This is a genomic window from Lentimonas sp. CC4 (assembly GCF_902728235.1).
Lineage (GTDB): Bacteria > Verrucomicrobiota > Verrucomicrobiia > Opitutales > Coraliomargaritaceae > Lentimonas.
Genome location: NZ_CACVBO010000001.1, coordinates 1,714,684 through 1,734,008, shown reverse-complemented (window position 1 = coordinate 1,734,008; position 19,325 = coordinate 1,714,684). Strand labels below are relative to the sequence as shown.

At 51.4% G+C, this 19,325-nt stretch carries 13 protein-coding genes; 8 read left to right on the top strand and 5 right to left on the bottom strand.

Annotated elements, in window-relative coordinates:
* The first annotated feature begins 308 nt into the window (after nucleotides 1-308).
* Entirely contained in the window at nucleotides 309-1,979 is a 1,671-nt protein-coding gene (gene leuA / locus GZZ87_RS07655; RefSeq protein ID WP_162027687.1) for a 2-isopropylmalate synthase, read from the top strand.
* On the opposite strand, the gene GZZ87_RS07650 is transcribed toward leuA, so the two are convergent.
* Nucleotides 1,963-4,371 (bottom strand): hybrid sensor histidine kinase/response regulator, encoded by a 2,409-nt coding sequence (locus GZZ87_RS07650; RefSeq protein ID WP_162027688.1) that lies wholly within the window; start codon nucleotides 4,369-4,371, stop codon nucleotides 1,963-1,965. The genes leuA and GZZ87_RS07650 overlap by 17 nt on opposite strands.
* A gap of 148 nt (nucleotides 4,372-4,519) precedes the next feature.
* On the opposite strand from GZZ87_RS07650, the gene dapF reads away from it, so the two are divergent.
* The 7 genes from dapF to GZZ87_RS07615 all read left to right on the top strand — a co-directional run bounded on the left by dapF (nucleotide 4,520) and on the right by GZZ87_RS07615 (nucleotide 11,613).
* Nucleotides 4,520-5,377 carry a diaminopimelate epimerase gene (dapF, locus tag GZZ87_RS07645; RefSeq protein WP_162027689.1) on the top strand — a complete coding sequence of 286 codons (858 nt, stop codon included), beginning with the start codon at nucleotides 4,520-4,522 and terminating at the stop codon, nucleotides 5,375-5,377.
* Nucleotides 5,378-5,977: 600 nt separating this feature from the next.
* Entirely contained in the window at nucleotides 5,978-6,427 is a 450-nt protein-coding gene (locus GZZ87_RS07640) for a Fur family transcriptional regulator (RefSeq protein ID WP_162027690.1), read from the top strand.
* A 66-nt stretch (nucleotides 6,428-6,493) separates the two neighbouring features.
* The gene (gene sufC / locus GZZ87_RS07635) at nucleotides 6,494-7,255 is read left to right on the top strand and encodes a Fe-S cluster assembly ATPase SufC (RefSeq protein WP_162027691.1); all 762 of its coding nucleotides are present in this window, start codon (nucleotides 6,494-6,496) and stop codon (nucleotides 7,253-7,255) included.
* 42 nt (nucleotides 7,256-7,297) lie between these two features.
* Nucleotides 7,298-8,716, top strand: a complete 1,419-nt coding sequence (gene sufB / locus GZZ87_RS07630) for a Fe-S cluster assembly protein SufB (RefSeq protein WP_162027692.1) — start codon at nucleotides 7,298-7,300, stop codon at nucleotides 8,714-8,716.
* Between the two features lie 44 nt (nucleotides 8,717-8,760).
* Nucleotides 8,761-10,062: a Fe-S cluster assembly protein SufD gene (gene sufD / locus GZZ87_RS07625; RefSeq protein ID WP_162027693.1), complete on the top strand. Its 1,302-nt coding sequence runs from the start codon at nucleotides 8,761-8,763 to the stop codon at nucleotides 10,060-10,062.
* A 78-nt stretch (nucleotides 10,063-10,140) separates the two neighbouring features.
* Nucleotides 10,141-10,686: a putative Fe-S cluster assembly protein SufT gene (gene sufT / locus GZZ87_RS07620; RefSeq protein WP_162027694.1), complete on the top strand. Its 546-nt coding sequence runs from the start codon at nucleotides 10,141-10,143 to the stop codon at nucleotides 10,684-10,686.
* A gap of 369 nt (nucleotides 10,687-11,055) precedes the next feature.
* Nucleotides 11,056-11,613 carry a PEP-CTERM sorting domain-containing protein gene (locus GZZ87_RS07615; RefSeq protein ID WP_162027695.1) on the top strand — a complete coding sequence of 186 codons (558 nt, stop codon included), beginning with the start codon at nucleotides 11,056-11,058 and terminating at the stop codon, nucleotides 11,611-11,613.
* An 88-nt stretch (nucleotides 11,614-11,701) separates the two neighbouring features.
* Here the strand turns inward: GZZ87_RS07615 and GZZ87_RS07610 are convergent, their stop codons facing one another.
* The 4 genes from GZZ87_RS07610 to GZZ87_RS07595 all read right to left on the bottom strand — a co-directional run bounded on the left by GZZ87_RS07610 (nucleotide 11,702) and on the right by GZZ87_RS07595 (nucleotide 19,109).
* A complete protein-coding gene (locus GZZ87_RS07610; RefSeq protein ID WP_162027696.1) occupies nucleotides 11,702-14,254 on the bottom strand; it encodes a sulfatase-like hydrolase/transferase in 2,553 nt (850 codons plus the stop codon).
* 41 nt (nucleotides 14,255-14,295) lie between these two features.
* A complete protein-coding gene (locus GZZ87_RS07605; protein WP_162027697.1) occupies nucleotides 14,296-15,822 on the bottom strand; it encodes a sulfatase in 1,527 nt (508 codons plus the stop codon).
* Nucleotides 15,823-15,859: 37 nt separating this feature from the next.
* Nucleotides 15,860-16,612, bottom strand: a complete 753-nt coding sequence (locus GZZ87_RS07600) for a hypothetical protein (RefSeq protein WP_162027698.1) — start codon at nucleotides 16,610-16,612, stop codon at nucleotides 15,860-15,862.
* A 70-nt stretch (nucleotides 16,613-16,682) separates the two neighbouring features.
* Nucleotides 16,683-19,109, bottom strand: coding sequence for a glycosyl hydrolase family 65 protein (locus GZZ87_RS07595; protein WP_162027699.1), 2,427 nt, complete (start codon nucleotides 19,107-19,109; stop codon nucleotides 16,683-16,685).
* Between the last annotated feature and the right edge of the window lie 216 nt (nucleotides 19,110-19,325).

Genomic DNA, 19,325 nt, shown 5'->3' with positions numbered 1-19,325 from the left:
CCAACAAACAAGACTCAAGAATACACGCTCCGTAGCGCTCGAAGCAAGCACGCGCTTGACAGAGCGACAAACCAATGAATGCTCCCAATCGATGCACGTTTTATTCGTAGAGACGACACTCCTAGCTGGAGCCCTTGAACTTCTCCCTTAGGGGATATGAAGTCATACGTCTGCGGGCTCAATGCCCGCCCATAATAGTCAAGCGAGCCAATGCTCCCACCACTAAATACTGAAGCGCCGAACTGAAACACGCGCTTCGAACGCTCGAAATAAACCTCCATTATCCAACCTTTTTCCATTTTACGAACATGCAAACAGGCACCATCACCAAGTATCGCCCCTTTCAGCAAATCAATTTGCCCGATCGCACCTGGCCGGACAAAACGATCGAAACTGCCCCGATCTGGGCCAGCGTCGACCTTCGCGACGGCAACCAAGCACTTGCGATCCCAATGACCGTCGACGAGAAAATCGACTTCTTTGAATTGCTCGTCGCCACAGGATTCAAGGAAATCGAAGTCGGCTTCCCCTCCGCCAGTGACACCGAGTTTAACTTCATCCGCCGCTTGGTGGAGGAAAAGCGCATTCCCAAGGACGTGACTTTACAAGTGCTCGTGCAAGCGCGTGAGCATTTGATCCGACGCACCTTCGAGAGCTTAGAGGGCGTGCCCAATGCCATCGTGCACTTGTATAACTCGACCTCGCCGCTTCAGCGCCGCGTCACCTTCAACAAGAGCAAAGAGCAGATCAAACAGATCGCCATCGAAGGCGCGGAGTTGATCAAAAGCCTCGTCTCAACACTTCCTGGCACAAACGTGCGCTTGCAATATTCTCCAGAGAGCTTCTCCGACACCGAAGTCGAGTATGCCTTAGAAATTTGCGAAGCGGTCATCGACGTTTGGCAACCGACTGAAGCAAACAAGATCATCTTGAATCTTCCTGCCACTGTCGAAGTGGCCACGCCGAATGTGCACGCCGACCAGATCGAATGGTTCTGCCGCAACTTGAGAGCGCGTAACACCGCAATCATCTCTCTGCACACACATAATGACCGCGGCACTGGCGTCGCAGCCACCGAACTCGGCTTGATGGCGGGTGCAGACCGCGTCGAAGGCACGCTCTTCGGCAATGGTGAGCGCACCGGCAACCTCGACATCGTCACGGTCGCGTTGAACCTCTACACGCAAGGCGTCGATCCCAAGCTCGACTTTAGCAACTTGGAACGCACCCGCACGATCTATGAGCGTGTGACAAGCATGCATGTGCCCGAGCGTCACCCTTACGCAGGTGACTTGGTCTTTACCGCATTCTCTGGCTCACACCAAGATGCGATTAAGAAAGGTATGGACTTGCGCGAGAAAGAGGCACAGCCCGACTCGCACTGGCAAGTCCCCTATTTGTTAATCGATCCGGAAGATATCGGCCGTGATTACGAAGCCATCATCCGCATCAACAGCCAGAGCGGTAAAGGTGGCGTCGCGTATATCTTGTCCCGCGAATTCGGGCTCGATTTGCCCAAAGTCATGCACCCCGAAGTCGGCGATGTCGTCAACGCAGCAGCCGATAAAGGCAGCCGTGAATTGAAATCCGACGAGGTGCACGCAATTTTTCAGAGCGAATACGTGAATCTCAACACACCACTTGAGCTTATCTCCATCGAGCGCGAGGACTTCAGCCAAACCGGCGAAGTGCGCATTCAGGCTCAAGTCAGCTACAAAGGAGAATCATACAGCGTCGCTGGCCTAGGCAACGGCCCAATCAGCGCGTTTGTCGATGCCCTACAAGCGAAAGGCTGGAAAGACTTCACACTACTCGACTATCGTCAGCATTCCATCGGCGGCGGCTCAAAGACAACAGCGGCAGCCTACATTCAGATCCAACACACCAATGGCTCAGTCTACTTCGGTTGCGGAATCAATTCCAACATCGAGCTCGCAGGTTTACATGCACTCGTGAGCGCGTTCAACCGTGCTCATTAAGCACATCCAGTATCACCTCTCGGATAGTCATTAGATCCTGATTTCCTTCGATTAAGCGCTGCATACCTACGAGTTTGCAGCGCTCTTTCGATACGAAGTGCCCATCTGGCACCACGCCTAAAATGGATTCTGGACGCTTCATCTTAGCGACAGAGCACAGTTGGCGAGCAAGCTCAAGTCCCTCGACCTCTTGGCTCATCTCGATAAAAACGATGTTATAACGGCGGCGCTGGAAGTCGCTCTCGGTTAAATCATAATGCTGCGCATGATGCGGGGCATACCCCAAGCGGCGGCAAGTCTGCATCAGCGCGGCCGTCTCATCTCGACCTCCCACCACTAAAATATCACAAGGGTGTTGCTCGACGATGCGCTCTACCTCCTCCTCAGACTTCACCACTGGGATAGGATCGAGCCCACCCGTAGCCCCCTCTTCGACCAACTTCGTCCGCACCACGAAACCAAAGAGCGCACCACACCCCTCGCTGCTCTCTAACCAAATTTTCCCACCCATCGCGTGGACTAAGCGCTTACAGATCGCGAGCCCCAAGCCCGTGCCTCCATATTTACGTGTGGTCGATGCATCCACTTGGCTAAAGGCCTCAAAGAGCACTTCCTGACGATCTGCCGGAATTCCGATACCACTATCACAGACCACTACTTCTAAATAATCATGGTCAAGTTCGTCTAAATAACCAATGGCCCCTAGCTCATCGGGACGTCGTTCTGCCGGCAATTCACTCAACTCCACAGGACGCACCACTATCTCAACGCTACCCGAATCTGTAAACTTCAAAGCATTCGACAGTAAATTTTGCACCACTTGGCGTAGTCGCTCCATGTCGCCCACAGCAAACTCTGGCAACGAGGCATCCATCGATAGCTCAAGAGCCACATTGCGATCCGCCGCCCCTGCCTGGAACAGCTTCACACTCTCTTCAAAACACAAATGTAGCGGAAATTCCTGCATTTCCAGCTCCAAACGTCCCGCCTCAATCTTCGAGAAATCCAAAATCTCATTGACCAGAAACAATAGACTCTTGCCGCTCGAATAAATCGTCTTCGATAAATCTAACTGCTCCTCATCTAGATCACTCTCATTTAAGAAACTCGATAATCCAATAATAGCATTCAGAGGCGTGCGGATCTCATGAGAGATCGTTGCGATAAAATTCCCTTTCGCTTGGTTACCTGCCTCCGCGCGCTCTTTCGCATGCTTCAAATCGAGCTCGATTTGCTTACGTGCAGAAATGTCCTGCATGGTTCCCATCATACGAGTGGGACGCCCCACCACATCACGATCCAGAACAATCACACGGTCATGCACCCAGATATAATCGCTCTCGCCCTTACAAATACGATAGTCGACCTCTATAGGTTCCGCGCCATGACGTGAGAAATTCTCATACGCCTCCAGCACACGGGCACGATCGTCAGCATGAATACGCCCCTGCCACTCCTCCTGCTCTCCTGTAACAGCTGCGGCATCCACTTCTAGAATACGATACCAATTCGTATCTCGATAGATTTCACGCGTGGCCAAATCCTGCTCCCAGAACCCCATCTCCACAGTATCCAACGCCATCCGCAAGCGTTTCTCACTCAACCGGATCTGCTCCTCATACATACGTAATGCAGTCTCATCCACCAATAGCGACAAGGTCCCAACGCCCAAAACATCATCAATAAAAACCCTCAAAGTGAGCAATGTCATTGAGCAGGAACGATCATGATTATCCACTAAATCCACGTGCTTATAGCGGATGGCACCATCATCCGAATTTAACAACTCCTGCCGCTCCACCTCCCACTCTTCGCCAAGATACACTGGCGGCGCTGGAGAATCGGAGTCCATAATCTCCTCTACGGACAGCATAGAAAAACTCGCCCAACGTTCATTCACAAACACTGTCTGCCCCTTCGGGGCACGCACCCACACGCCAATCGGCAATGCATCCAACACTCGATGCATCAAAAACTCACGCTCTGTCGAAATCTCCGCGCTGCGTAGATGATACCCCGCAACAATCGCACAAAAGAACATAGCCGAGAGAAATAAAACAAACAACCCCACCGCGAACAACAGATGGTCCGCAAAGGTGCCTTCCCCAAACGTGCCCAATCCGCGCACCCACGCATAGATCAACACGAGCAGCAACATCGCCGAGATTCCCAAAGCGCCTGCGAATCGCAACCGCAAGCCTGCTCCAATCGCTATCACCAATGCAAACGGCAACATCAACGGCTCCAACACGCCACCATAGCCCATCGAATGAAAGTCCATGACCATGAACAATGGGAACACCAGAAAAACCATACCCCACTCAGCCTTGCCAAAATAGCCAGTGCTCAATTTCTCTGAGAGGGTCGACTCTGGCACCTTTATTCGCTTCATATATTTGCTGATCTTGACAAATTATCGAAAAACACAGCATTCAAGACATGCGAACAGTCCGCAAGCCTATAGCCGCCCACAGTTATCAGGCTCTCGACTGCTCGATGCAGGTTGAAATGCACGTCCAAACCAATAAACTCTTATCATTATGAAATTCTCTAAATACCACGCACTCGGAAACGACTACCTCGTCCTCGACCCTAAAGACGCCGCTCAACTGCCAAACGAGCAAGACACAGTGCGCATCTGCCACCGCAACTTCGGCCTCGGCTCCGACGGCATCCTCTACGGACCATTGCCAACCGACAAAGCCGACTTCGGCCTACGTATCATGAATCCAGATGGCAGCGAAGCTGAGAAGAGTGGTAACGGTCTGCGTATTTTCGCCCGCTACCTCTACGACATCGGCAAAGTTAAAAACGATGCGTTCACCGTCGATACGCTCGGCGGAGTCGTCACCTGCAAAATCAGCGACGGCGCAGCCTCGATCACCGTCGACATGGGTAAAGTCAGCTTTGCAATGGATCACATACCCGTCGATGGCCCCGAGCAAGCCGACCAAAACATCGGTCAAAAGCTCATGATCAACGGCACCAACTACACCGTCTATCTTGCTGACATCGGCAACCCACACTGCGTCGTGCCACTACCAGAAATCTCTGAAGCACTCGCCTGCAAAGACGGCGCAGCCATCGAAGTCGATTCCACCTTCCCAAATCGCACCAACGTGCAATTCCTCAAGGTCATCGACCGCAACAACATTCAGATCGAGATCTGGGAGCGCGGCGCAGGCTACACGCTCGCCTCCGGCTCCAGCAGCAGCGCCTCTGCCGCCGTTGCACACCGTATCGGCCTCTGCGATCGCGACATCACCGTGCACATGCCCGGAGGCAAAATTGCCATCGAAATTGGCGACGACTTTGCAGTCCGCATGACAGGCCCTGCCACCCGTGTCGCCGACATGGTATTTGACAGCGAAGCCCTCGGCTTCAGCGACAAAGTGTGACACAGACATTCCTGTCTGTCTGTTCCCGAGGTGATACAGAATTGCTACGCCATCTCCGGACTTCGGCTAGCTCAGTCAGGCCGCAGTCCTTCGTCCTGTCAGTCACCCCCCTCTTTCAAAGCCCACTGGTAACGGTGGGCTTTTTCTTGGTTCATCGTCGATTAGCGGGATAGCTGTTGAGGCTCACAGCGCACTGGGGGAATCTCCGATTCAACATTGTGGTGCATGCGCCTCCGGGTGGTTTGTAACCATGAGCTGTTCGAATGGCAGCAGAGCATGCCTTCGACAACGCAAAACAGGCTCTCTCCGAGAGGCCCGTGCCACAACGCAATTGAGCTTCATTCCATCGCAGTGATTCACTGTCCAACGAGTCCGCTCCCTGTTATCGAGGGTGTCCCTTTTTCTTTGCTCAAAACAGCACTCTAACTCCGACACCTCCCAGCATTAGAAAAACTTATCCGCGCTCTTATTTAGAATTATTCCAATTAAACTTGCTATCTCCAACTTTCGAACTTTATTGCTACCCAGTCTCATTACTATTGCGATTTAGAATCATTCTCAACAAAGAGACACCTACCTTCGACGACCAAGCAACCACACATGCAACTTTCACCACAATATAAAGAGCTTCTCGACGACGCTCTGGAGCGCAGCGGACAGCGCTCGACCAAGCAGCGCGAGCACATCTTCGCCCTACTGCTGGAGAAGCGTGATCACCCGACTGCGGACGAAGTCTATGCCCGCGCTCGCGCAGACATGCCATCGATCTCGCTGGCCACAGTATATAACTGTCTCGAAACGCTCACTGAAACGAGCCTCATCCGGCAGGTCAACTTCGAGCGCGAGCCGACACGCTACTGCCCGAACCTGACGCAACACGCCCACTTCTATTGCAGAGAAAGCGGCGAAATCATCGACATCGATCTATCCGAGGAAGTCATTGCGACGCTCATGTCTGCACTCCCCCAAGGCTTCTCCGCAAAGCACATCGACATCGCCTACGACGGCTGCTGCGGCAACTGCCACGAACAAGGAAAAGCTGAAAACTGAAAGATTGAAACGCTGAAACTTAGAACACTTTTTAACAACCAACACTTAAACTCGAAAATAAATACCATGAACACGCTCGAAATCAAAAACCTATCCGTCTCCATCGACGGACAAGCCATCCTCAAAAACTTCAACCTCACCATTCCAAAGGGTGAAGTGCACGCACTCATGGGGCCAAACGGCACCGGTAAGAGCACATTGGCAAAGGTCATGGCTGGCCACGAAGATTACACTGTAGAAAGCGGCGAGATCCTCCTCGACGGCGTCAACATTCTTGGCGAAGAGCCAGACGAAATCGCGAAGGCCGGCCTATTCCTCGCATTCCAATACCCACTTGAAATCCCAGGTGTTTCGATCGCCAACTTCATCCGCGCCGCTCGTAAAGCACGCCTCCCGGAAGGCGAAGACGTCAACGCAGTCGAATATTACAAGGAGCTCTACGCCAAAATGGATGCGCTCAAAATGGATCGTAAGTTCACCGCACGTTCGCTCAACGAAGGTTTCTCCGGTGGTGAGAAGAAGCGCTGCGAGATCCTACAAATGTCCATGCTCGAGCCGAAGTATTGTGTGATGGATGAGACCGACTCCGGCCTCGACATCGACGCCCTCCGTATCGTTTCCGAAGGTGTCAACATGATGCGCTCCCCTGAGCGCGCATTCCTTGTCATCACTCACTACCAGCGCCTGCTCGACTACATCGTGCCAGACGTTGTGCACGTCATGTATGACGGCCAAATCGTCCACAGTGGCGACGCTGAACTTGCCAAAGAGCTCGAATCCAAGGGCTACGACTGGGTCAAAGAAGCATTCGTAAGCGCAAACGCGTAACTGACTAAGCAATTAGTCATCATCCATTAGCCATTTTAAATTATGTCAGATACAGACATCCAAGACGAAGCAATCAACGTCGATACCGAGAAAGGGAACTTCAAGTATCCTGAAAACTACGAATTCGACGCTGGCATCGGTCTCACCGAAGAGACCGTCAAATACATCTCCAAGGTCAAAGACGAAGATCCTTGGATCCTCGACTTCCGCCTCAAGGCACTCGAAATCTTCAACAAGAAGCCGATGCCAACTAAGTGGGCCGACGAAGATCTAGAAAACATCCACTTCGACGAGATTCGCTACTACCTCTCCAAAGGTCAGCAGCCTGCTCGCTCATGGGACGATGTGCCCGACGATGTGAAGGAAACTTTCGAGCGTCTCGGCATTCCCGAGCAAGAGCGTAAGTTCCTCGCTGGTGTGGAAGCACAGTTCGACTCGGAAGCCTCCTACTCTCGCATGAAGGAAGACCTCGAGAAAGAAGGTGTGATCTTCGTCGGTTCGACTGAAGGCCTCGCCAAGTATCCGGAAATCTTTAAGCCTTACTTCGGCAAGGTTATCCCGACTTCGGACAACAAATTCTCCGCACTGAACAGCGCGACTTTCTCTGGTGGTAGTTTCATCTACGTGCCAAAGGGTGTGAAGCTCAAGCAACCGCTCCAAGCCTACTTCCGTATTAACGCGGAAAACTTTGGCCAATTCGAGCGCACGCTCATCATCGCCGACGAAGGCGCTGAGATCACTTACATGGAAGGCTGCACCGCACCGAAGTTTGAAACCACTACGCTACACAGTGCCGTGGTTGAGCTCGTCGCACTCAAGGGAGCCAAGATCCAATACATCACCGTGCAGAACTGGTCCTCCAACGTCTTCAACCTCGTTACCAAGCGTGGCATGGCTGACGAAGGTGCCGAAGTGAAATGGATCGATTGCAACATCGGCTCACGTCTCACCATGAAATATCCTGGTGTCGTCCTGAAGGGCAAAGGCGCACGCGGCGAAGTGCTCTCCATCGCACTTGCTAACGACGGCCAACACCAAGACACCGGCGCAAAAATGATGCACCTCGCGGACAACACCACGAGTAACATCATCTCCAAGTCGATCTCGATCGGCAAAGGTCGCTCCACGTATCGCGGTCAGGTTCACATGCCGAAGCACCTCAAGAATTGTAAGAACAATACTGAGTGTGACGCATTGCTGATCAACACGAACAGCCGCACCGACACCTATCCTGCGATTACAACTCGCGGCGAGAACAACACTGTGCAGCACGAAGCCAGCGTCTCCAAAGTGAGCGCCGAGCAGATCTTCTACATGATGCAACGCGGCCTCAACGAAGGCGAAGCCATGAGCCTCGCGGTGAATGGATTCGTCAACGATCTCATGAAAGCCTTCCCGATGGAATACTCCGTCGAGCTGAAGCGCCTCATCGATATGGAAATGGAAGGCAGCGTCGGGTAACCCCGACGAACGTCGAACATTGAACATTCAACTTTGAACATCGAATGAATACCACTTTGGAAAATCCAACAAATACAACTCTCACCGAGGAACCCACATGGCTCACCACGCTTCGTAGCGAAGGTAAAGCCCAGTTCGACATCCTCCCAGCACCGACCGCTCGCGATGAGCGCTGGCGCTTCGCCTCCGTCGGCAAACTCAGCATCGACGGTTTTGCACCCGCCGCAGCACCGAGCGCCGACAAGCTCGCAGCATTCGTCGAACGCTCGAACCTCGTCAGCGACCGTGCAGGGCAACTCGTCTTCGCCGACGACGCGCAAGCACAGTTCGAAGGCATCAGCGAAGAACTCGCCGCACAAGGCGTAATCTACCTGCCCGTCCTCGAAGCCGTCGCTCAGCATCCGGAATTGATGGAGAAATACTTTCTTCAAGAATCCACAGAGCTTGGCTCGGAAAAATACTTCGGCCTGCACGCGCAACTCGTCAAAGCAGGCTCCATCCTCTTCGTCCCTAAGGGCGTTGAGATTGAGAAGCCGTTCATCAATTACTACTGGACCAGTGGCGAAAAGGCAGCCGTATTCCCGCACACATTGATCATCGCCGAGGCAAACGCCAAGGCATCCGTCGTTGATATCTTCTTCTCCGAAACCGAAGAGAACGAAGCGATGAGCATCTCGGTGTCCAACATCCATGCAGCCAGCGGCGCGAATATCTTCCGCAAGGTTGTGCAGGATTGGAATGAGAAAACCGTCTCCTTCCAGCTCGACACCACCGTCGCCGACCGCGACACCTTGGTAAAGAACCTCGCCGTCAACATCGGCGCGAAGCGTGCACGTTTTGAGAATCAAACACGTATCGATGGCCCAGGTGCCGACGTAAAGATGTATTCGCTCACCGTCGCCGAAGAGACTCAAGAGTTTGACCAACGCACCTTCCAGACGCACAACGCCGGCAACGCCGTGTCCGACCTGCTCTATAAGAATGCACTGCTCGACAATGCCCGCACCATCTTCTCTGGCTTGATTAAGGTCGCAGAAAATGCGCAGCAAACCGACGCGTATCAAACCAACCGCAACTTGCTCCTCGACCCAACCGCCGAGGCAAACGCACTGCCTGGTCTAGAGATTCTAGCCAACGATGTAAAATGCTCACACGGTGCGACCACTGGTAACGTCGATGCCGACGAGCTCTTCTACATGATGCAGCGCGGTATCGCGAGGCGCGATGCCATGAAACTCATGGTCTTTGGTTTCTTCGAGGAAGTCATCGAGAAGGTCGACAGCGACGAGCTCGCTGACAACCTCCGCGAACTGATCCGCAACAAATTCGAATCTAAGATTCACTAACAGATGAGTTGGGCGGTTTTCAGTTAGCCAGTTTTCGGCTATCTCGTAATTCCTAATTCTTAATTCCTAATTCTCAAAATGGACGATCAAGTAACACTCACTCGCGAGGTTGAAGTCACGCTCATCCCGCAAGGCACACCGATGACCTTGCCCGAAGGCGAGACCGTCACCATCACACACCGCCTCGGCGGCAACTTCACCGTGATGACGCACAACGGCATGTTCCGCATCAGCGGTGCGAATGCCGATGCGCTCGGTGAAGAAGTCACTGAAACGACTAAAGACGCCGCTGCCGAAAACCACGAGGGGCCACCGGAAAAAGACGCACTGTGGGAAGCCCTCAAGTCCGTCTTCGACCCGGAAATCCCCGTGAACATCGTCGATCTAGGGCTCGTCTACTCACTCGAAATAGTCGAGCACGAAGCAGGCGGCTACAAGATCACTATGGACATGACGCTCACCGCTCCCGGTTGCGGCATGGGACCAGCCATCGCTGAAGACGCCAAGATGCGCCTCGAAACCGTCCCTGGTGTCAGCGAAGCCGAAGTCGAGATCGTCTGGGATCCACCTTGGAACCAAGACATGATCACCGAAGAAGGCAAAATGGTGCTCGGGTTGATCTAGACCTCAAATTTCAAAAGCGGAACGTGCAAGCGTTCCGCTTTTTTATGCGCAAACCAACAGGTCCTGATCATGCTCAACACTCCCGAAGAAAGAAGTCACAGTTTTGTAACTAATTGACAGTCAGATGGTGATATTTACTCCCTAAAATTCGAATATTGCCAACTGGCACTGTTCTTGCATAAAACACGATTTCAACTGTTTGACTACAACTCATCGACTGATTTTAGCAACGGACCTGAAAGTAAGATCACATCACTGAATCATTTATAAAATATCCGACACATCAATTATATGCGAGTATCAAAATTACACTACGCGATTTCCACACTCGCAATAATCGTATTACAGACAGTCCACTCTCAGACTATAATGGGATTGGATAACAGAGCGGGAGGTATTGGTATTCTCGTAGATGGAATTGATGTTGCCGACCTCGGAACGGCCACAGCAACGGTCTCTGTCCCAACCTTCACAGGACTCACCCTCACGGTAGTCGGATTAAATTCGGATACTGGATCTTCAGATCCCACTTTGAATAGCACTGCAACATCCATGGGAATCAATGCAACAGGCGACGCCGATACAGATGCATATGAAGCAGTATTCAACCAATCTGTAACGTTCAAGTTCAATCAAGATGTCGAAGTATATCAACTCGATTTCACGACCTTCGACAGCGGAGAAGTATTTAATTTCGCAGGCACGACCATTACGAATTCAGCTCTATCAAACGGAACATTAGATACTTTTGATTTCTCAACCCCCCTCTTGATTAATGCAAATACCAATTTCACGCTCCAGGCTACCGCAGGCACAATAGGTATTGAAGCCTTCACTATTTCGGCCGTCCCCGAGCCAGGCACCTACGCCCTACTTTCAGGAATCTGCGCGCTCGGTTTCGTGATGCTCCGTCGTCGCTCTCAGTAATCACAGCAACATAAACTTTACGCAAAAGGCCGTCGGATAATCCGACGGCCTTTTTCATGTATTAATCCCTGACTTTAGTTGTTCAATCCTACTCCCAGACGACCTCTAAGTATGGAGCCAACGTCCCCGACGAAACTTCCTTACTATCCAGCTTCCCGACATTATTCGCCTGCTCATCCAGTGCGATCGAGAACGTGCCATTCCCAGTGATATACGAAGTCACATCAATCGAGAACCATTCACCCACGACCGCAGCGCCGCTGCCTAACTCAAGTCCGACGGTTGGCTTGTTATTCCAAATCAGATTCAACTCAGTCCATGGAGTCGTTCCATCGGCTAAATAGTTCGAAGTCGCCAATGCCTGAACTTGAGAAGTCAGACTGCTCGAATGCAGCCAGAGCTTCGCCGACGTCACCGTGCCCACTCCTGCCACGGAAAACTGGAGGTAACCAATTCGCTCAAAGTTACTCGCATCCATCTGCCTTAACTCAATATAGTTCACTCCTCCCCAAGGTGCAGTCGGAGCCGACTCCTTGGCATAGGTATCAGCTACGACAGTAAAAGTATCCATCGTGCCCGAAACCGAAGCCTCCACCACCGTGACCTGTAACGCTGCAGTTTGCTGTGCACCGAGCTCATCCGTCGCAGACACCATAAAATAATTGGCCCCCAGATCCGCGATTAAGGGAGTGCCAGACAGCGCCCCCGCGGTGCTAACCTGTAGCCACGCTGGCCCTGAAACTTTCGAATACGTCCATGACGCTCCCAAATCTGGATCTGTTGCTGAGCTCGCAATAGTTGCCGAATACGACGCATCCACAGTCCCGTTGCTTGCAAGAATTGGATCTGCAGCGAAACGCGGCGCTTGGTTATCGTCCACCTCGACGGTATAAAATCGCTTCGCTCCCGACATCGTGACCGAAGCCGCTCCACCGACGACCGACTCAAAGCCACTCACCTCCAACCAAGGCGACACCAAATCGTCATTACTCAACACGCGATAGGTGACGGTGCTCGTTGCTGGCCAGTTTAACTCGAGTTGAGTTGAGCTCGAACCTGCAACCATTAGCGACGGCACGCCTAGATCTGCAGGAGGGGCTTTCGCTGCGGAGCTTTGTAATTCAGCCATTCCTTGAGTGGTTGGTTCTGCTCGCATAGCAACAGAGAGTTGGTGTAGCACAGACGCATAATCGGCATCCGCAGCAACATCGACGGTCTCCAAGCCTCCCACTCCTTGGTAGTCGAACAGATTACGCTCGGCCACGATGCCAGAACCATTCACCCACTCGATCAATCGATAGCGCTCGCTGCGATACGAATAGCCACTCAGTCCATTCTTATTGAACTGACTCATCGCACCACCATTCACCGAAACATCTGCATCATTCAGCACTGGCACGAGACTGCGCCCACGTAATGGACGGCCGGTTATGACTGTATCACTCAACGGTTGCTCAGGTATCGGCAAGCCAGCGAGCTCACAGAGAGTCGGATAAATATCTACGGCATTGACGGGGCTATTCGATTTCGCCCCTACGCTTGGGTTGCGTGGATCATACACGATCAACGGCGCAGCCGTCGCACGCTCTGTCGCGCCATGCTTCGCCCAACGCGTATGCTCGCCGAGATAAAAACCATGATCGCCCCACAGAACAACGATTGTCGTTTCCGACATTTTCTTACCTACTTGCACCGGATCATCAGTCGCCGCCAATTTATCTAAAAGGTCTCCCACCAACTTATCGACAAACGACACACAGGCATAATAGCCATGCCGCAATTCACGTGCCTGCGCATCGGTCGGTAACCCTGTAACATCAAAGGGCTCATAACCACGCAACTCATCATTATTATCTAAAGTTGCTTCGAGTGCGGATGCTGGATCAACGTTTGCAGGGTGATCAGTAAAAGTCGGCAGCGGAATGTCATCAGTGTAGTCACCATTGCCATTGGAATCATACTGATCCCAATACTTCGTAGGCGCTACGAATCCCAAATGCGGTTTCTTAAAACCAACAGCTAGAAAAAATGGTTTAGAGCCAGAAGCTATCTGATCGATTAGTGATAAGCCATTGGTTAAAATGATATGATCAGTGAAGTCCGCATCCGTATCGTTCGCATAATCGACAGCCGGCTTACCTACTGGATTATACACATTGGTTTCTTTGACCCAACCAAGCGACCACGAGGCAGGATCATCGACGGTATTACCGTCGGCATACTGGTTATTCGTTAATGTCGTCCCTGGCGTGCCGACGGTGCGATTATCGTGAAACTTTCCGGAACAGGCCGTCTCGTAACCATTGTTCTTAAAGTGCTGTGGCATCGTGATGACATCCGGCAAATAATCCGGATGACGAATCGCCTTGAAACCAGTCACGCCCGTTTCTTCGGGCATCAGACTAGTCGTCAACGCCGCACGCGATGGCCCGCACACCGACCACTGCACATGATGGTTGAGAAAGGTCGTGCCCTGCCCTGCGAGCGTATCTATTTCAGGCGTGATGGCCAGCGCATCGCCATAGCAACCAAGCGTAGGCACCAGATCATCAATCGCAATAAAGAGGACATTAGGACGATCCACGGCAGACAGCGTCGCAGCACTGAGCAACAAGAAATAAAATAACGGTTTAGGGAACATAGGAATTCTAGGAGTCTAGGGGCGACGACCACACACATGTGCTATCGACGTGAACGCTGTAAGGTCTTCATCCCCTGCGTGGCAGGATCAGCACGTAATGCACCGGCGAGTTGATCAATCAGATCGGCATACTTCGGATCATCGGCCAAATCGACAAGCTCCTGCGCTTGGTCTTGCAGATCAAATAAATCAACCTCCACAACGGCGCCTGATTTTATCCATTCGATATAACGATAGCGCTCTGTCCGATATGCATAGGCGCTATGCCCCTTTGAATTAAAGTGACTCACAGATCCGACGTGCACACTCGCCGCAGGGTCTTTCAACACAGGAACCAGGCTCGTGCCACGTAACGGACGCCCGCCATCCACGTCGGCTGATGTCGGTTGCTCCGGAAGCGGAAGTCCTGCGAGCTCACAAAGCGTCGGATATAAATCAATAGCGTTCGCCGGGCTCATCGTCTTAGCGCCTGACACCGGATTACGCGGATCAACGATAATTAACGGAGCGGCTGTCGCACGCTCCGTGATCGAGTGCTTCGCCCAGCGATCATGCTCCCCGAGGTAAAATCCATGGTCGCCCCATAGGACGATGACCGTCGTCTCATCCATCATTTTTCCGCCCTGCACAGGGTCTGCTGTGGACGCCAGCTTCTGAAGTAACTCTCCGACGAGATGATCGATAAATGAGACGCAAGCATAGTAACCATGGCGTAGTTCACGAACTTGCGACTCAGTCGGCATACCCGTTTTTTTATACGGCATGTAACTCTGCAGCTCTGAGTTGTTTGCTAACACCGTTACCATCTGCTCGCTCGCATTCTTCGGAGTATCGTCAAAATCAGGCAGTGGAAAATCGTCATCATAGCGACCATTGCCATTATCGTCATACAAATCCCAATACGGCGTTGGTGCGATAAAAGCTAGGTGTGGTTTCTTGAAACCAACCGCTAAAAAGAATGGCTTATCGCCCGCAGCCATTTGATCGAGCAAAGCCTCGCCCTTCTTTAAAATATTATAGTCAACAAACTCTGCCTCATTCGCATTCGCATAATCGACGGCGTTATGGCCTTTAGGCGAATACCCTTTGCCTCCTCCATTCTTATATGGGATCGACCACGATGCCGGGTCATCCAGCTGACGACCATCGGGGAACTGCCCCTTGCTCGACAATGCCTTAGTCGAATCACCGACCGTTCGATTGTCATGAAATTTACCAGAGCACGCTGTCTCATAACCATTCGCCTGAAAATACTGCGGCAGTGTCACTACATTTGGCAGCACGCCACGTATCGGTCTGAACCCAATCACACCAGTCTCTTCTGGCATTAAACTAGTCGTCAAGGCCGCACGCGATGGTCCGCAGACAGACCACTGCACATGATGGTTCAGAAACGTCGTTCCGCGTGATGCGAGTGAATCAATCTCTGGTGTTTTTGCGAGAGAATCACCATAGACGCCGATGGTCGGCACTAGATCATCAATCGCGATGAAGAGCACATTGGGACGATCCGCAGCAAACGTAACGAGCGCCGACAGGACAAATGGAAATAACAGGGCAACACGCATAATATGTGGGGGCTAAATGAGATCGAGAACGCACGTGTTACTCAACTTTCGACAATGTGAAGTCATCAATCGATACAACGTCACCTTTCTGCCAATTCGTCTTACCATTGGTAATTTGCTGTAAGATGCGATACCCACTGAGCACCGTGCCTTCAGGGATTTCAGCATCGGTAACCGGATTAATCTCATCTTCTTCGCCAAGCTGAAGAAAGATCTGCATCGATCCAGGCTTTCCGGAGTTATCCAAATCATAACGAATCCGCACACTAAGCGGGTCTGGCAAAACAATACGATCGATCGAAGCAACCGTCGTAAACCTATTCGCATCCCCTGCTGCAGAATATTGAATTAAAATATGCTTCTTCTCGTAACGAAGGCGCACCCCGCCCAGTAATCCATCATCATTTCCTTTATACCGAGTCTCCTTGGTATCTCGAAAATCGAACCCAATATTAGCAGACCCATCGACTTCAAGTGTGTTCGCAAATGCCGCCGAAGTATACGTCCATGAAACTTCGTAAACTCCGGATGACACTGGCCCCTGCGCAAATGCATTAATCAAAAAAACACCATCGGTCTCACCATCTGGAAAGAATTCCATGCGGCCTTTTTTAACAGCAGCAGTCGATCGACTTACAGTGCTGAGTAATGTTCCTTTATCACTCGAGGTCCCATCGATCGTAGTGCCATCGGCCTCAGAGAAGGTCCACGTTTCCAACACTTCCGCCGAAAGGGGCGAAAGCAGCATACTAGTAATCAATACAAGTGTTGAATTTAATACATGTTTCATAATTTGGGGTAATAGGGGGTTATTTGATTTAATGTGATTCAACCTCAATAAAGCTGTTAAACCATATCGGTCAGGCTGGAACGATGACTGAGCCCATCGTCAGTTCGATGCGAACGGTGCTGCCAGCAGATGCGAAAGGAATGATATGACTGTCTGTCGGTTGACCATCGATTATAACCGATGCCACGCCTTTGGATACGCCTGACGGGTTTTTAACAGTAATTTCATAAGTCGCGCCGCGGTATTTACGAGTCACCTGGAAGCCGTCCCATGCCTTCGGGATACATGGATCGACAATCAAACCATTGTGCGATGGACGAATTCCGAGAATGTATTGCGTCGCAGCTTGATACGTCCAGGACGCAGTGCCGGAAAGCCAACTGTTACGTCCAAGGCCAAACTGTGGATGCTCATCACCGAGGATATTCTGGGCATAGACGTATGGTTCAATCTCGTAAGATTCCATCGTGTCATTCTTCGTAGCCGGATTGATTTGGCTGTAATATTCAAAAGCACGGTCACCGTTACCAAGCATCGTTTCCGCAATCATAATCCACGGATTCGAGTGAAGGAAAATACCGCCATTTTCCTTAGCACCTGGAGGATATGTGCTCACGCCTCCCTTCTCTGGGTCGAAGCGTGTATAACCTGGGCCACTGAGCTTAATACCATTTGCGGTATTCAAGTGAGTGTTAACGGAATCGAGCGCAGTCTGCGCACGTTCCTCTGTCGCGAATCCAGAAAGAACCGGCCACGATTGACCATTGGTAAAGATTTTACCTTCTGCATTTTCCTTCGAGCCAATGGGATCACCATTTTCTTTAAAGTAACGAGTATACCACTCACCATCCCAAGCGTGCTCATTCACACGCCCACACATAACTTCCCAGTCGTCCTGTAGTGTATCGGCCTGAGCGTCCTGCCCAAGGTGGCGAAGTAACTCGATCAACTCGCGAAGTGCCACGCCATAAAGATTCGCATTGAAGAGACTCTCCGCCTCGCCAGGTAAATTGACGGTATCATTCCAGTCAGCAAAACCGAGTAGCGGCAAACCATGCTGCCCAACATTTGCCTTCGTATAGGCAACCGAACGCATCAAGTGATCCAATACTGTCGCACTCTCACGCTCTGCGAGCGGGAGGACTTTATCATAATAGGTGATCTGCTCATCAAGGAATCCATAATCGCCAGTTTCCTTCACATAGCCACAGACAGACTGAACGATCCAAAGATGATCGTCGCCATACACTTGCTTGTCACCCTCTTCACGAGAGTCGCCCTCATTCGCCTCCATAGTTAGAGGGAAGAATTGGTGCATCGCAGAACCATCAGGGCGTTGCACACTTAGCAGCTTACGCATGAGCGCCTTTGTATCATCTGGCGCACTAGAAAAACAGCCCATCACGTCCTGCGAAGAATCTCTAAATCCGATACCACGTGCCCCATATCCGAGTTGATAGAGCGATAAGTAGCGCGACCAGTTCAGCGTCGTATGACATTGGCGCGGGTTATGGATATTGACCATCGAGTTGAAAGCCGCATCCGGCGTGTCGCATTGAATCTGCGAGAGGTAATCCTTCCAAAAAAGATGCAGCTCGGCAAATGCCTGATCAACCTCCGACTCGTCGCGATACCGATCCGCAATATCCCCTAATGCGTCCGGCTTGCCCTGTCCGAGTTGAGTGATGAACCGACGTGATTCACCGGGCTGCAAAGTTCCTAATTTGTGTAAAAGCGCTGCTATATTATTACCGCGGCGAGTCTCGTAATTCGACAGGCTCTCGTTTTGCAGCTCACCTGGAGAACGCCATGTTCCATAACCAGAGTTCCCCAAAAATAGCTCACGATCCGATTGAAAGGAATCCACCGGATAATTCGAAGTCACAAAATTAACCAAACGCTCACGTTTCATAAACGCGAACTGCTTCAGCATCACTAATCCGCCTGCCTGCTCAACTGCATCGACCTGCATGGTCTGAGGCACCCAGTCCGCATTGATCAACTGCTTCAACGCATCGAAGTGACTAAACTCAACCACTGGAATCGCATCCACAGTCTGCGCTACATCACTTTCATTGGTGATCTTAACATCACGAAGCACCACTTCACCATCGCGAGGCACAAAAATCGTCACCTCAGTGCGGATACCGCTAAAGCGTGAAATAATCTTTTGATACGACAAACCAACGCGACACTCGTAACTATCGAGCGCATCAAGAGTCGGCACATAAAACGGCGAAAAGACTTTATACGAACCATCCGCTTGGCGAATACGTAGGTAGAGCGTCTCTCCCTTAAAATCCGAATCTGGCATCTGCGGAATATATTTAAGCATGCGGTTCAACGCAGGATCTTTAGCACAAATCATCGAACCACCGGTGTGATCCACCAAACCTCCGAAATTCAAAGTCCCCACATAGTTCACCCACTTCGCTGGCGTGCGGGGATCCGTAATTACATATTCGCGGTTTGCGTCATCAAAGTGGCCGTATTTCATATTCTAGGTATTCTGGGTATTATTATTAGCAAATAGCTGCAGCACCTCACAAAGACATGAGGCGAGGATATGCATTCAACCCTGCCAATACCCCACCGCCCGATCAAGACACCTCTCCAATCAAAATATATCCATTTTGACTGAAAAAGCGCCCACAAGTAAAAGCGGCACAAAAGACACAGACAGCAAAAAAGCGCTTATTCATCTTTTTCAATT